12 protein-coding genes are annotated in these 13,300 nt (G+C 51.6%); 5 read left to right on the top strand and 7 right to left on the bottom strand.

The window, feature by feature from the left end; genetic code table 11:
• Nucleotides 1–438: 438 nt before the first annotated feature.
• The 3 genes from ACJJIV_RS14805 to ACJJIV_RS14815 all read left to right on the top strand — a co-directional run bounded on the left by ACJJIV_RS14805 (nucleotide 439) and on the right by ACJJIV_RS14815 (nucleotide 3,870).
• Nucleotides 439–1,920, top strand: a complete 1,482-nt coding sequence (locus tag ACJJIV_RS14805; RefSeq protein WP_444889472.1) for a hypothetical protein — start codon at nucleotides 439–441, stop codon at nucleotides 1,918–1,920.
• Nucleotides 1,921–2,104: 184 nt separating this feature from the next.
• Entirely contained in the window at nucleotides 2,105–2,908 is an 804-nt protein-coding gene (locus ACJJIV_RS14810) for a glycerophosphodiester phosphodiesterase family protein (RefSeq protein ID WP_444889473.1), read from the top strand.
• 50 nt (nucleotides 2,909–2,958) lie between these two features.
• Nucleotides 2,959–3,870: an MBL fold metallo-hydrolase gene (locus ACJJIV_RS14815; protein ID WP_444882671.1), complete on the top strand. Its 912-nt coding sequence runs from the start codon at nucleotides 2,959–2,961 to the stop codon at nucleotides 3,868–3,870.
• 105 nt (nucleotides 3,871–3,975) lie between these two features.
• On the opposite strand, the gene ACJJIV_RS14820 is transcribed toward ACJJIV_RS14815, so the two are convergent.
• Both ACJJIV_RS14820 and ACJJIV_RS14825 read right to left on the bottom strand, forming a co-directional pair.
• Entirely contained in the window at nucleotides 3,976–7,086 is a 3,111-nt protein-coding gene (locus ACJJIV_RS14820) for an efflux RND transporter permease subunit (protein WP_444889474.1), read from the bottom strand.
• A gap of 111 nt (nucleotides 7,087–7,197) precedes the next feature.
• Nucleotides 7,198–8,316, bottom strand: coding sequence for an efflux RND transporter periplasmic adaptor subunit (locus ACJJIV_RS14825; RefSeq protein WP_444889475.1), 1,119 nt, complete (start codon nucleotides 8,314–8,316; stop codon nucleotides 7,198–7,200).
• A 134-nt stretch (nucleotides 8,317–8,450) separates the two neighbouring features.
• On the opposite strand from ACJJIV_RS14825, the gene ACJJIV_RS14830 reads away from it, so the two are divergent.
• Entirely contained in the window at nucleotides 8,451–9,083 is a 633-nt protein-coding gene (locus ACJJIV_RS14830) for a TetR/AcrR family transcriptional regulator (RefSeq protein ID WP_252083215.1), read from the top strand.
• 4 nt (nucleotides 9,084–9,087) lie between these two features.
• Here ACJJIV_RS14830 and ACJJIV_RS14835 read toward each other — a convergent pair whose 3' ends face one another.
• From ACJJIV_RS14835 to ACJJIV_RS14855, 5 genes are all read right to left on the bottom strand, one after another.
• The gene (locus tag ACJJIV_RS14835; RefSeq protein ID WP_444889476.1) at nucleotides 9,088–9,513 is read right to left on the bottom strand and encodes a GFA family protein; all 426 of its coding nucleotides are present in this window, start codon (nucleotides 9,511–9,513) and stop codon (nucleotides 9,088–9,090) included.
• 17 nt (nucleotides 9,514–9,530) lie between these two features.
• Nucleotides 9,531–10,292: an ABC transporter permease gene (locus ACJJIV_RS14840; RefSeq protein WP_252083213.1), complete on the bottom strand. Its 762-nt coding sequence runs from the start codon at nucleotides 10,290–10,292 to the stop codon at nucleotides 9,531–9,533.
• Nucleotides 10,292–11,254: an ABC transporter ATP-binding protein gene (locus ACJJIV_RS14845; protein WP_444882667.1), complete on the bottom strand. Its 963-nt coding sequence runs from the start codon at nucleotides 11,252–11,254 to the stop codon at nucleotides 10,292–10,294. Before ACJJIV_RS14845 ends, ACJJIV_RS14840 begins: the two co-directional genes overlap by 1 nt.
• A gap of 62 nt (nucleotides 11,255–11,316) precedes the next feature.
• Nucleotides 11,317–12,546 carry an MFS transporter gene (locus ACJJIV_RS14850; RefSeq protein WP_444889477.1) on the bottom strand — a complete coding sequence of 410 codons (1,230 nt, stop codon included), beginning with the start codon at nucleotides 12,544–12,546 and terminating at the stop codon, nucleotides 11,317–11,319.
• Complete coding sequence (locus ACJJIV_RS14855) at nucleotides 12,543–12,722, bottom strand: hypothetical protein (RefSeq protein WP_444889478.1); 180 nt, start codon at nucleotides 12,720–12,722, stop codon at nucleotides 12,543–12,545. The genes ACJJIV_RS14850 and ACJJIV_RS14855 overlap by 4 nt, the downstream gene beginning before the upstream one ends.
• Nucleotides 12,723–12,808: 86 nt before the next feature.
• On the opposite strand from ACJJIV_RS14855, the gene soxR reads away from it, so the two are divergent.
• Nucleotides 12,809–13,297 (top strand): redox-sensitive transcriptional activator SoxR, encoded by a 489-nt coding sequence (gene soxR / locus ACJJIV_RS14860; protein WP_444889479.1) that lies wholly within the window; start codon nucleotides 12,809–12,811, stop codon nucleotides 13,295–13,297.
• The last annotated feature ends 3 nt before the right edge of the window (nucleotides 13,298–13,300 follow it).

The following is a 13,300-nucleotide window of genomic DNA, read 5'->3' on the forward strand; positions in this document are numbered from 1 at the left end:
TGGTTAGGAATAGTCAGTTGGGTGCTAGCGTTGATTTCTAAGATTCTTTCTTTCTAAGGCTTGCTTGTGAATATATGGCAAATTTAACTCTGAAGTTAAAATATACGTATGAGGGTAGTTACTTAGTGATTGTTTTTTAAGTGACCTGTGGAATATGTCACTGATGTAGTCTTTAGATGAGGTTGGGGGTTTTTGACGGGCGGGAAAGTGCTGGTATGAGCTCTGGATTATGGTGTTTCCAGGAGGGATATTGTGAGTAGTGATGCTGGGATGACTGTGGTCCAATTTTTACCATTAGGAAGCAATAAATAGATAGTGAATCATGCCTGCTAGCAAGTGACGCAATATAGCAACACAAAGTGTGACATTTTGGGCGATTGTCAAAGCTTCAGCTGTTAGGATGTGATATCGCTTGGTTCCACAGGGAAAAGTAACGTCATGAGTCACCTATTTGAGACACTACCATCCTGGCTATGGGTGAGTTTGGCAGTTATTACATTTTTCTTAGCTAGAGGGCCTATTCATAGAAGTATTTATTCCCTGGCAAGACTATTTCATCGCTCATTATTGTTTTCTGCAAACGCTGTTGAGCTTGCGGGGCAGGGCCTCCGTGAACGCAATCGAGAGGTACTGCTGGCTAGAGGTCGTGAGGTAACAGAGTGGCAAATTGAAAGGGAGTTTGAGCGAATAGAAAGTAGTTTAAAGCGGGATATGGCACAATATCCTACGTTGCATCGTCATTTGTGTGAGCAGATGACAACCATAGATGATGATTATGTGCGTAGCGCAGAGGTTCCTCCAGAGCCATCAAGCTGGGCCCGGGCAATCCGCTCTGTGGCGGAAATTCCTACTCCAGATGATACAGTTGTGGCAGATGTGTTGGAGACTATTAATCACTCTATGCGCAAGGCTGAAAATAAAGCTCTGGAGTCTTATCGGGAGTCTATAAGGGAGCGTCATCAGCTACTAAAGCGCATGATGCCTGGTTGGCGTTCCATATTGAAAACTCTGGGAAGAATGAATAAGAGTGTGGAATCTGTAATTTACCGTAGCAAAGTATTGGATGAGCATATGACACGCTACGAGGAGGTATTACAGGAGAGTGATCGCAGTTTACGTCTTCTATCAACCTCTTTTTTTAGTCGTTTTTTTATCTCTTTACTGGTATTGCTGTTGATAATGGCAGGGGTTTGGTTGAATCACCAATTAATTGCCAGGCCTGTGGCGGAAATCATTGGAAGTAACAGCTTTCTGGGGGGATATGGGACAGCGGATATTGCAGCTTTGATTTTAATCTTCGTACAAATTGTCACTGGTATTGTGGTTATGGAGTGTTTGCGGATTACGCGATTATTTCCTTCGATCTCCGCATTAACTGATTCAGTACGGAAGCGTTTGCTGTGGATTGGGGTACTTCTACTCTTGTGTTTGGCCTCTATTGAGGCGGGGCTATCACTCTCAAGGGAGTTACTATTGCAACAGGATCAGTTGCTTACGGGGTTATCTGAAACGAGCGGTTCTGCTGTTACTGAGGTAAACGCTTATTGGACTCTCGGGCTTGTACAAATGATGTTGGGTTTTACGCTCCCTTTGGTCCTGGCCTTTATCGCAATACCCTTGGAGCAATTTGTATCATCTGCCCGCACGGTGTTTGGTAGTGTCTTAGTATTTTTCTTGAATGTGTTATCAGTGGGCTTACGTCTTCTGGCGGTTATTGCAATAAATTGTGGCACACTCCTTAATCGTATCTATGACCTAATAATATTTCTGCCTCTTTGGTTGCAGCATACTTATTGGCAGTTTCGTAAAGCTTCAGAATTAGATGTTGCGTCGGATAAGTCGAAATCACCAGTAAGCCAATCCAAGTCAGAAATAAATATTGAGAAAGAAGTGTCTACAGGAGGAGCCGCTAGTGTCTGACTGCTGTTTAAGTAATGATTGCTGCCCAGATAAATCAATTTAGCGTCTTTTTATTGATCTTAGGTTTTTGAAATAGATGTCAATGTTACTTATTTTTTTCTTTCTTTTGCTTGTGTTGTTCTTATATGCCCGCTCGGGCATTGCGCCAAAATCAGCATTAAAGCTACCCTCATGCAAAGGGCCTATGGTTATCGCACATGGCAATGATTGTGGCAATGGGCTTTTCCCGGGGAATACTCAGGAATTTCTGCAAAATATGGTGATGCAGGGGGTGGATGCTATTGAAATAGATGTTTGGCTTAGTGCTGACGGGCATTTGGTTTTACATCATGATCCTGATCTGGAAGATTCAACCAATGGTAGTGGGTTTATAGAGGACTTTACCCTGGCTCAACTGCGTAACTTAAATGCAGCTTACCACTGGAGTCGTGATCAAGAATCTTACCCCTATCGACATAAATCTTTGAAAATAATTACCCTGGAAGAGACTTTACAGATAGTGGGTCAGACGCCACTAATATTGGATATAAAAAGTAAACAGTTACGGGCCGCACGACAGTTGAGCGCTTTGCTCGAGCGTACTGGCAAGAACAGTCAGGTTATCGTCTCCTCATTTAATCACAAGGTTCTACTGGAATTTCGACGATTGAGCCCGGAGACGGCGACGGGTTCTACAAGCTGGGAGGCGACCCTTCTATTTTTTGCTCAGTTACTGCGCGCGGAAAGCCTGCTAGCCCCCTGTTATCAAACTATGCAATTGCCCATGCAATTTTGGGGGCTCAATGTGGTTTCCAGGGGCACTATGCGTGCGGCACGTAAGCTTAACCTGCACGTCTCTGTGTGGACTGTAAATGGGCGGGCCGATCTACAGCGCTATATCGATATGGGAGTGAATGGTATTGTTACCGACCGCCCGGATATATTGATGAGTATGTTGCCCAGTCGGGAGCCGAAGGTAGAACCAAAGCTACTTGAACGGGCTTCCTAAATTGAGCAACATCGCAAAAACAATATGACAATAACAACAGAGAAATGTTTATGAAGCAGATTGCAGGTATTGGGGTGCTGTTAGCGTCTCTAATCAGCACCCCGGTATTGGCGGAAGACCGCTTTGCCAAAGTAGAAATTAGTAGTGAGCCGGTGGCAGGAAATGTTTATATGCTCCAGGGGGCTGGCGGCAATATTGCAGTACTGGTCGGAGAGGACGGCACCTTTATGGTGGATGACCAATATGCGCCACTTACTGCAAAAATACAGAAAGCGGTGGCGGGTTTGGCAGATCAGCCGCTGCGCTTTGTGATCAATACCCATTGGCATGGCGATCATACCGGCGGCAATGAAAACCTGGGTAAAAGCGGCGCCCTGATTGTTGCCCATGAGAATGTGCGTAAACGTGTGAGTACCGAACAGTTTATTGAGGCTTTTAAGCGTAAGGTTGAGCCCTCACCGCCGGCAGCACTGCCGGTAATCACCTTTACCGATGCCACTACTTTTCACTGGAATGGCGATGAGGTGAAGGTGCAGCATGTCGGTCCAGCCCATACTGATGGTGACTCTATTGTGCATTTCGCCAAAGCCGATGTGATTCATATGGGTGACATCTATTTTAATGGCACCTATCCATTTATTGATCTTTCATCTGGTGGTTCGGTGGATGGCATGATTGAAGCGATGGACACCGCATTGGCGCTTTCTGGCGAAAACACCAAAATCATTCCAGGACATGGCCCTCTGAGTAGTCCTGCGGAGTTAAAAGTGCAACGGGATATGTTGGAGACCCTGAGGGATCGTATCCAGAAGCTGGTCGATAATGGCCAAAGCCGTGACCAAGTGATTGCTGCCAAACCCACCAAAGATTTTGACGAACAGTATGGACAGGGTTTTATGACACCAGATATTTGGACTGGTATTGTGTATGACTCCCTGGCTGCAAAATCCAAGAAGTCTTGACCCTATATTATAAAAGTTGCTGAAATAAAAAGGCCCGGATACTGCTATCAGGGCCTTTTTGTTTAGGGGCTTTCTTGAGCCAGTCTATTAAAGCATCTGTAGTTATCAGGATGCTTGGGGTTCAGCACCATTTAACTCCGTTGGCGTTTCTACTGCTATCTCTGTTTTCTCCTCTCGCACTCGGAACCAAGCTGCATACAGGGCTGGCAGGAAGATCAGGGTCAAGCCAGTAGCAACGATCAGTCCCCCCATAATGGCGACAGCCATGGGGCCGAAGAAGTCACTGCGCGACAGTGGAATCATCGCCAATACCGCAGTCAGAGCGGTTAAAACGATCGGGCGGAAACGCCGCACAGTGGACTCAATAATTGCCTCCCAGGTACTCAAGCCCTGGCTGATATCCTGCTGTATTTGATCCACCAGAATGACGGAGTTGCGCATAATCATACCGGCCAGGGCAATGGTGCCGAGCATGGCGACAAAACCGAAGGGTTTGCCGAACAGCAGCAGGAACAAGGTAACCCCGATCAGTCCCAAAGGCGCGGTGAGGAAGACCATGGTGGACAGGGACATGCTGCGCAGCTGCAGCATCAATAGGGTGAATACCACCAAGACAAATAGCGGCATACCGGCATTCACTGATTTTTGTCCACGCTCGGATTCCTCCACACTGCCACCAACTTCCAGAAGGTAGCCCGGTGGCAGTTGCTCTCGAATGTTCTGCAGGCGGGGCCAGACTTCATTCACCACGGTTGCGGGCAGTTCTTCACCATAAATATCGGCACGTACTGTGACCGTGGGCAGGCGATCGCGGTGCCAGATAATCCCTTCCTCGAAGCCGTACTCCAGGGTGGCAATTTGGTTCAGGGGGACACTGCGGCTGCTGTCGGTTTGCACCGCCAGGTTACCCAGTTGGCTGAGGGCGTAGCGTTCCTGCTCGTCGCCGCGCACACGCACGTCAATCAGCTCATTGTCTTCGCGGTATTGGCTAACGGTAATACCGGTGAGTGAGCTTTGCAGGGCGCGGGAGAGAGAGGCACTGTTCACGCCCATAGCGCGGGCGCGGTCCTGATCGATATTCAGGTTGACGGTTTTACTGGGTTCCTCCCAATCCAGGTGGACGTTGGTGACCTTGGCATTTTCCCGCAAGCGCTCGGCAACCTGACGGGCCAGGCTGCGCACTTCACCAATATGCTCACCAGAGACGCGGAACTGCACCGGATAGCCAACCGGTGGGCCATTTTCCAGGCGGGATACCCGGCTGCGAAGAGTGGGGAATTCCTTCTCCATGGTTTCGATCAGCCAGCTGCGTACCTGTTCGCGCTCCTCTACGTTACGGGTCATCACTACAAACTGGGCAAAGCTGGCTGCGGGTAACTGCTGGTCCAATGGCAGATAGAAACGCGGCGAACCGGTGCCCACATACACCACATAGTTTTCCACCAGGTCGTTTTTATCCAGCAGGGTTTCCAGTCGCTTGGCCTGGTACTCGGTGGACTTCAGCGAAGCGCCTTCGGCCAGCTTGAGATCTACTAACAGTTCCAAGCGCCCGGAAGAAGGGAAGAACTGCTGGGGCACCAGGCGGAAAAGTGCCAGGGAACCAATAAAGATCGCCAGGGTTGCCACTATGACAGTTTTGCGGTGGCGCAGGCACCAGGTAATCAGGCGGCGGAAGCGCTGGTAAAAGGGCTTCTGGTAGGGGTCTTGAACCTCGCCACTGTGATTGTGGCGAGCCAGATTGGGTAAAAGGTAATGGCCCAGGTAGGGCACGAATATGACTGCGGCAATCCAGGAGACAACCAGGGAAAGTGTGACCACCTGGAAGATTGAGCGGGTGTATTCCCCGGTGCCGGATTCCGCCGTGGCGATGGGTAGGAAACCGGCGGCGGTGATTAAGGTACCGGTGAGCATGGGGAAGGCAGTACTGGTCCAGGCGAAGCCGGCGGCTTTCAGGCGACTGAGCCCCTGCTCCATTTTAATGGCCATCATTTCCACGGCGATAATGGCGTCGTCCACCATCAGGCCAAGGGCGAGTACCAGGGCGCCCAGAGAAATCTTGTGCAGGCCGATATTGAAGTAATTCATCAGTGCGAAAGTCATGGCCAGCACCAATGGTATCGATAGCGCCACGATTAAGCCGGGGCGGCTGCCGAGAGAGAAAAAACTCACCAGCAGGACAATGCCCAGTGCCTCCGCCAATACTTGCAGGAATTCCCCCACACCGCGTTTCACCGCCGCAGGTTGGTCGGACACCTTGCGTAACTGCATGCCGATCGGCAGATCTTCCTGCAATTCGGCAAAGGTGGCGTCCAACTGTTTGCCCAGCTTGAGGATATCACCGCCTTCTTTCATGGAAACGGCCAGGCCGATAGCGTCCTCGCCCATAAAGCGCATGCGAGGTTGTGCAGGATCGCTGAAACCGCGGTGTACTTCGGCAATATCACCCAGCCTCTGGGTACGCCCGCCGGCAGTGATGGGAAAGCGGCGTATTTCATCGACCGAATGAAATTGACCGCTAACGCGAATTCGTACGCGGTCGCTCACCGTATCTACAAAGCCCGCATCGGCGACCTGATTTTGCGACTGCAGTGCACTTTGCACTGCACTGAGGGGAATGCCCAGAGAGGCGAGCTTTGTGTTGGAAATTTCCACCCAGATTTTTTCATCTTGCAGCCCCAGTAATTCCACCTTGCCCACATTCTTGACCCGCTGCAGTGCCAACTGCAGGCGCTCGGCATAGTCTTTCATCAGGGCGTAATCGAAACCGCTGCCGGTTAGCGCATAAATATTGCCGAAAGTAGTGCCGAATTCGTCATTAAAAAACGGGCCCTGGATATCCGGTGGTAGGGTGTGGCGGATATCCCTGACCTTTTTGCGTACCTGATACCAGAGATCGGGAATGTAGCGCGAGTGCATATCGTCGCGGGCGACAAACAACACCTGGGATTGGCCGGGACGGGAGAAAGAGGAGATGCGCTGGTAGTCACCAGTCTCCAGCAGTTTTTTCTCCACCCGCTCGGTAATTTGACGGGACACCTCCTCGGCACTGGCGCCGGGCCAAAGGGTATTGATCACCATTACCTTGAAAGTGAAGGGGGGGTCTTCGCTTTGCCCAAGTTGTGTGTAGGAGGCAGCGCCCAGCAATCCCAGTACGATCATGGCGTAGAGTACCAGCGGACGGTTTTTCAGCGCCCATTCGGAAAGGTTAAAGCCCATGGATATTTCTCTGTATGGAAGCACGGATTGATCGAACTAACAGTGCTTCGGCAATTTCATCGGAGCGCGTTTTAGCGTTCAGTCCAGTTGTTATTTTGGGGTGGTGCTTAGTTAGTCCTGCTGGGCAAGCGCGCGGTCCGGATCGATCGGGCGATTCATACGGTCCACGGGGCGAATCTGTTGTCCCTCCAATAACAAGTGCGTACCAGCGGCAACGATCCAATCATCGGTGCGCAGGCCGGAGAAAATCGGTACAAATTCCTGGCCATAGGCACCCACGGTGACTTCGGTTTTATGCAGGGTTTGCTGTTCGCGGTTCAGTACCCAGACAAAGGCTTTGCCGTTATCGGCGCTCACTGCCGACATGGGTACTTGTAAAACATCGGTGGCCACTGCTTTGGGAACGAATACTCGGGCGCTCTGACCTATTTCAATGCCGGTGGTCTTATTGGTAAAAGCCACGCGTGCTTCAAAGGTGCGGGATACCGGATCTGCGGCGGGGGAGAGTTCCCTCACCTGGGCGGGGAAGGATTTACCGGGCTGCGACCAGAGTTCTACGGTCAAAGGTTGGCCGACACGGAAATGGCTAATTGCCTGCTCCGGTAAATCGATGCGCACTTCGCGTTCGCCGTCGGCGGCAAGTTCGAAAATCCCCTGACCAGCGGCGACAACCTGGCCAGCCTCGGCCATGCGGCGGGCAATAACGCCGCTCTCTGGAGCTTTTAGTTCCGCATAGGCGGCTTGATTACGCGCTACGTCTAATTGCGCCTTGGCTTGTTGCAGGCGCGCATCGCTGGCTTCGAAACGGGTCTCCACCGCATCGAACTGTGATTGGCTGACCAGCTGGCGCTCCAATAGTTTGCGGTGGCGCCCCAGCTCACTGCTGGCCAGGCGCTGGTCTGCCACGGCGGAGGTGAGGCGTGCGCGTGCGGAATCCAGTTGTAGGAGCAGGTCTTCGGTATCCAGTTCGGCCAGCGGTTGGCCCTGCTCAACACGGTCGCCTACATTAACCAGGCGCCGCTGTAATTTGCCACTGATGCGAAAGGCCAAAGCGGGTTCGAAGCGGGCTCGCACCTCGCCGGGATAAAAATCCTGTTGGGCACTGGCCACTTGTGGCTGGACCATCACCGCTGGGCGGGGTTTTTCTAATTGTTCGGTGGACTCTGATGGCGCGCAGGCGGACAACAGCAGGCTGAACGACAAGGCAGCGAAGAGTAGCGATCGGTACATAGGGGCTCCCTTCCTCGGCGGCGAGGCGACAAGGTAAGTCCGGAAGTGGACGAGTCATGGCCGGGCGGCCGGTAATGTTATACTAGCGAGTATAGTAAATTTATTAAACTGGCGAGTCCAGTATATGGAGTGCTATGTCTGAACAGACTCAGACGGCCGCCCAGCGCGGGCGTCCCAAGGATCTGGCCAAACGCCAGGCTATTCTCGATGCAGCCAAAGAGCTGTTTCTGACCAAAGGCTTTGCCGCTACCAGTGTGGATGCGGTGGCCTCTGCTGCGGGCGTATCGAAACTGACGGTATACAGCCATTTCTCCGATAAAGAGACGCTGTTCAGTGCTGCGATTACCTCCCGCTGCGAGATGATGATGCCCCTGCCCATTTTCGATCTGAAAGAGGGGGATTCGGTGGCAGAGGTACTGGAGCGTATTGGTCAGGCTTTTCTAAGCATGGTGGATAGCGAGGATAGTATCCGCCTGTTACGGCTTTTATGTGCTCTGGCGGCGCAGGAATCAAAACTTGCTCAGTTGTTTTTCGATGCGGGCCCCCAGCGCATCCTCCGAGATATTGAGCAATTGCTGCGTCGCGCTACCGAGATGGGCAAGCTGCAGGTGGCAGATCCGGCCGAGGCCGCCGAGGACTTTATGGGCATACTGCTGGGTTGCCGGCACATGCGGGTATTGATCGGTTGTTGTGAGGTACAGGCGGAGGATGAGCGGCGCGAGCGGGTGCGCAAGGCAGTAGCGCTTTTTATGCGGGGTTACCGCTGACAGGCTACTGGTTGGGGTTTTCCGGCATCGCTGGGCAACGGTTGATATCGCCGCTTATTTCCAGCCAGCCCGGCTTGTTTTGGTAGTAGACGTAACGCTCTGGTCGGATAAATACCGGGTCGTCGAAGGCGCCTCCAGCTAGGCCGCGAAACTCTGGGAGAAATTCCAGTGTCCAGCTGAGGGCGCTGCCGCATTGCCCACAGAATTGGCATTCTATCCAACGGCCTGCATCGGACATTAACCGGTGACTTTTCAGCCCGCCTCGAATGAACTCTACATTGTTTTTTTCGAAATACACCGATACGCCTATTAAGCTACCGGTGCGTTCCCTACACCAGCTACAGGAACAGAGGCTCACTCGGCGCGGCTGGCCAGTGGCGCGAAATCGTACGAGGCCACAGGCACAGCCACCTTCGTGAAATTCCTCCATCCCTAAACTCTCACCGATCAGGTTTTAATGCGGTAACCGGTGCGGAAAATCCACCAGACTGTTACCAGGCATAGGAAAAGGAAGAGTAATGTCATTCCCACGCTGAGGCCCAGGTTTACATCGGCCACACCGTAGAATGCCCAGCGGAAACCACTGATCAGATAAACCACCGGATTAAACAAAGTCACTTTTTGCCAGAACTCCGGCAGCATACTGATGGAATAAAAAGCCCCACCGAGAAAGGTTAAGGGGGTAATAATCATTAGCGGAATAATTTGCAGTTTTTGGAAGTCATCGGCCCAGATGCCGATAATAAAGCCGAATAAGCTAAAACTAACGGCGGTTAGCACCAGAAATGTGACCATCCAGAATGGATGAAGGATTTCATAGTCCACAAAAAATCGCGCGGTGAGAAGGATTAGTAGCCCGAGCAGAATTGACTTGCTGGCCGCAGCGCCGACATAGCCGGCGACAATTTCAAAGGGGGATACCGGTGCCGATAGCACTTCATAAATAGTGCCTGAAAATTTCGGGAAAAAGATGCCGAAGGCGGCGTTGGCAATACTTTCTCCCAAAAGCGCCAACATCAATAAGCCTGGGATAATAAAGGCCCCGTAGCTCACACCTTCGATGTCTCCCATACGCGAGCCGATAGCGGCACCAAAAACAATAAAGTACAGGGATGTGGAGAGTACCGGAGAAGCGACACTTTGTATCAATGTGCGCCAAGTCCGTGACATTTCAAATTTGTAAATTGCCGCAATACCATACCAGTTCATTATTGTGCCTCCCCACTGAGTTGCTCCTCGCCTTGGTGCTGTGCAGAGTGCACCAGATTGACAAATATTTCTTCGAGAGAACTCTCCCTGGTATATAAATCGCGAAATTCAATATTTGCAGAGGTGAGGCGGCGAAGGAATTCCGTAATACCGGTATTTTCACTCTTGATATCGAAGCGATAGATGAGTTCACTACCATCTCCATTGAGGCGCAGTGGCAGGTCGGAGAGGCTGTCAGGAATAGTTTCCAGAGGCGTGGGTAATTGTAGGCTGAGCTCTTTTTCCCCCATTTTTTGCATCAAAGTTTTTTTATCTTCAACCAGTACTAATTCACCGCGATTAATAACACCGACCCGGTCGGCCATCTCCTCCGCCTCTTCAATATAGTGCGTGGTGAGAATAACGGTTACGCCTGAGTCGCGCAGGTCGCGCACCATCCCCCACATATCCTGGCGCAGTTCCACATCGACCCCGGCGGTGGGTTCGTCCAGGAAGAGTACGCTGGGCTCATGAGATAAGGCCTTTGCGATCATCAGGCGTCGTTTCATACCGCCGGACAAGGTGACAATTTTGTTGTCTCTTTTTTCCCATAGGGAAAGCTGTCGAAGGATTTTCTCCAGGTAAGCGGGGTTGGGCGGCTTGCCAAACAAGCCGCGGCTAAATTGAATTGCGCCAAGCACGCTCTCAAAGGAATCTGTGGCAATTTCCTGGGGGACCAAGCCAATTTCGCGCCGTGCGTGGCGGTAATCACGCTGGATATCGTAACCATTGACTGTAACGTTGCCCTGACCAGGATTGACGATGCCACAGATTATACTGATCAGAGTCGTTTTGCCGGCACCATTGGGGCCGAGCAGTGCGAAGATCTCACCCCGTTGAATATCCAAGTCAATACTTTTTAGGGCGTTAAACCCACCACTATATGTCTTGTCGAGACCTCTAACAGAAATTATCGGTTTCACTTTCTCTCCTAAGCGTGGCCTTACAGGCGGCTCGGCCAAAATATTTTTAGTGTGTATAGATCCTACTGCAAAAACATTTTTGCGGAGGGCTTCGGTTTTAACCAATGCAGGAGCAGTGCCAGGGAGGCTAAAAATAGCAGCGTAGTGCTGGCTGCAGAAAAGCCACTGGCGAGGCCAAAACGTTCTATCCAGGGCTGGCTGATAAATGGTGAGATAAATTGTCCGATAAAAACACTGGCGGCGAGAGCTCCAGATATTCGCCCACGAATATTGGGAGTGGCAGATTCCAGCCCGGTGGCGAAAATATGGGGGATCAATGTCCCCATACCGCAGCCGTAAATCGCGGTGGCCATTATTATCGCATTAAATGAATCTGCCTCGGCGATCAGCCCCATACCACAGGCCATAACAGTAAAACCTAACACAAAAACGCCACTTTTTCCCAAGTAGTTACGTGCCAGAGGGTAGAAAACCAGTGAAGCCAGGGCACCCATTAAATTGCTGGCAGCAATGGCAATGCCCGCGAGGCTGGGGGTGTCTGCTCCAATCTCTTTTAGCAGGAATGGGAGCTGTGTGGGAATCAGGAAAAAGATAAGGCTGTTTAGTAGGGCTGCACCCAGCAACAAGGCGAATGCTGGCCAATCGGGATTTCCATTCGTGACATTGTTGGGGAGTGGTTCAATGCGATTGCGTGTAGGTTCTGGCAGAAAACGCAACACGGCAGGGATTAGTAGTAGTGCCACTGCATAAATAGCAAAGGGCGCGCGCCAATGTAAATCTGCCAAGAGTCCACCGGCCAAAAGGAAGACAACTCCGCCGAGGCTGATAAAGGCGCCCTGCTGACTCATATAGGTTTGCCTTTGAATGGGGCTGAAATAGTCACCTACCAGGGCGGTGACTGAAGTCATTGTGCCCGCCACTGCAATTCCCAGAAGGATGCGACTGGCCAAAAGTCCCACCAAGCTTTCCTGTAACAGTGCAGAGATGCCGGCCAGGGCGTAAACAGTGACCGCCAGTAACAGCAATTTCCTGCGACCATAACGGTCGGATATAAACCCGGCGATAGGTGCAAATAGAGCGATCATTAATGCCGGTAGGCTCAAAATCAGGCGACTGAGCAGGGCAATATCTTCATGCTGGGCAAAATGTGCCTCCAGCGCCGGTAAGGATGGCGCTATGGTGGCACCAGACATAATTGTGAGCGCCGCCAGGCACAGCAATGTGAATCGCATCGGCACCGGTATAGCTGATTCCGCCATTTCGCGGGTTGGTGCTGCGCTGTTAAGTATCACCGGCGCCCTCCGCTATCGGTTTCTCTATTCTCTACGCTCATGGAGGTGATTGGTTGGCATAGCCCCTCTTGCACCGCCAGGCTGATACTTTGACTTTGTGCTGCCACTAAAAGGGAAGTGGCAGTTGTAGCCGGTACTTCTATGACTGGGTAGGTTTGTTTACTGTTACGGTTCATCATGATTCTCCCTGGGCTTGCAATGGAATGCTGCGCAGTGTAAAACCTCAAGTAATATTGAGGTCAATAGTTGTCGGAGACATCTGATGTCTGATACCAGTGAAAAGAAAGAGTCGGTTTGTGGAAACAAGAAATGCCGTCGTGAGATGACCGTAGGTGAGGTTGCAGAGCGTAGTGATGTGGCGGTGAGTGCGCTGCATTTTTATGAAAGTAAAGGGCTGATCAGCAGCTGGCGCACCAGCGGCAATCAGCGGCGTTACTCGCGGGACGTATTGCGACGTGTGGCCATTATCAAGGTGGCACAGAGCACTGGTATTCCCCTCGCCGAAATTCGCGAGGCCCTGTCTAATCTTCCTGATGGGCGTACACCCACCGCGAAGGATTGGGCCAAACTTTCCGCCGGCTGGCGTGAGGAACTGGACCAACGCATTCGCCAGCTGACCCAGCTGCGCGACCGTTTGGAAGGCTGTATCGGCTGCGGCTGTCTTTCCATGGAGAGCTGCCCGCTCCGCAATCCAGGGGACCAAGCTGCAGAGCAGGGGGCTGGGGCGCGCTATCTGGATATTGGCAAGTAACGG

Source organism: Microbulbifer mixtoriginis (SeqCode), from assembly GCF_052466765.1.

What these genes read in the sequence shown, in the direction of transcription:
- ACJJIV_RS14805 (WP_444889472.1), top strand. Translation starts at nt 439, where the DNA reads ATGAGTCACCTATTTGAGACACTACCATCCTGGCTATGGGTGAGTTTG.
- ACJJIV_RS14810 (WP_444889473.1), top strand. Translation starts at nt 2,105, where the DNA reads ATGGTTATCGCACATGGCAATGATTGTGGCAATGGGCTTTTCCCGGGG.
- ACJJIV_RS14815 (WP_444882671.1), top strand. Translation starts at nt 2,959, where the DNA reads ATGAAGCAGATTGCAGGTATTGGGGTGCTGTTAGCGTCTCTAATCAGC.
- ACJJIV_RS14820 (WP_444889474.1), bottom strand. Translation starts at nt 7,086, where the DNA reads ATGGGCTTTAACCTTTCCGAATGGGCGCTGAAAAACCGTCCGCTGGTA.
- ACJJIV_RS14825 (WP_444889475.1), bottom strand. Translation starts at nt 8,316, where the DNA reads ATGTACCGATCGCTACTCTTCGCTGCCTTGTCGTTCAGCCTGCTGTTG.
- ACJJIV_RS14830 (WP_252083215.1), top strand. Translation starts at nt 8,451, where the DNA reads ATGTCTGAACAGACTCAGACGGCCGCCCAGCGCGGGCGTCCCAAGGAT.
- ACJJIV_RS14835 (WP_444889476.1), bottom strand. Translation starts at nt 9,513, where the DNA reads ATGGAGGAATTTCACGAAGGTGGCTGTGCCTGTGGCCTCGTACGATTT.
- ACJJIV_RS14840 (WP_252083213.1), bottom strand. Translation starts at nt 10,292, where the DNA reads ATGAACTGGTATGGTATTGCGGCAATTTACAAATTTGAAATGTCACGG.
- ACJJIV_RS14855 (WP_444889478.1), bottom strand. Translation starts at nt 12,722, where the DNA reads ATGAACCGTAACAGTAAACAAACCTACCCAGTCATAGAAGTACCGGCT.
- soxR (WP_444889479.1), top strand. Translation starts at nt 12,809, where the DNA reads ATGTCTGATACCAGTGAAAAGAAAGAGTCGGTTTGTGGAAACAAGAAA.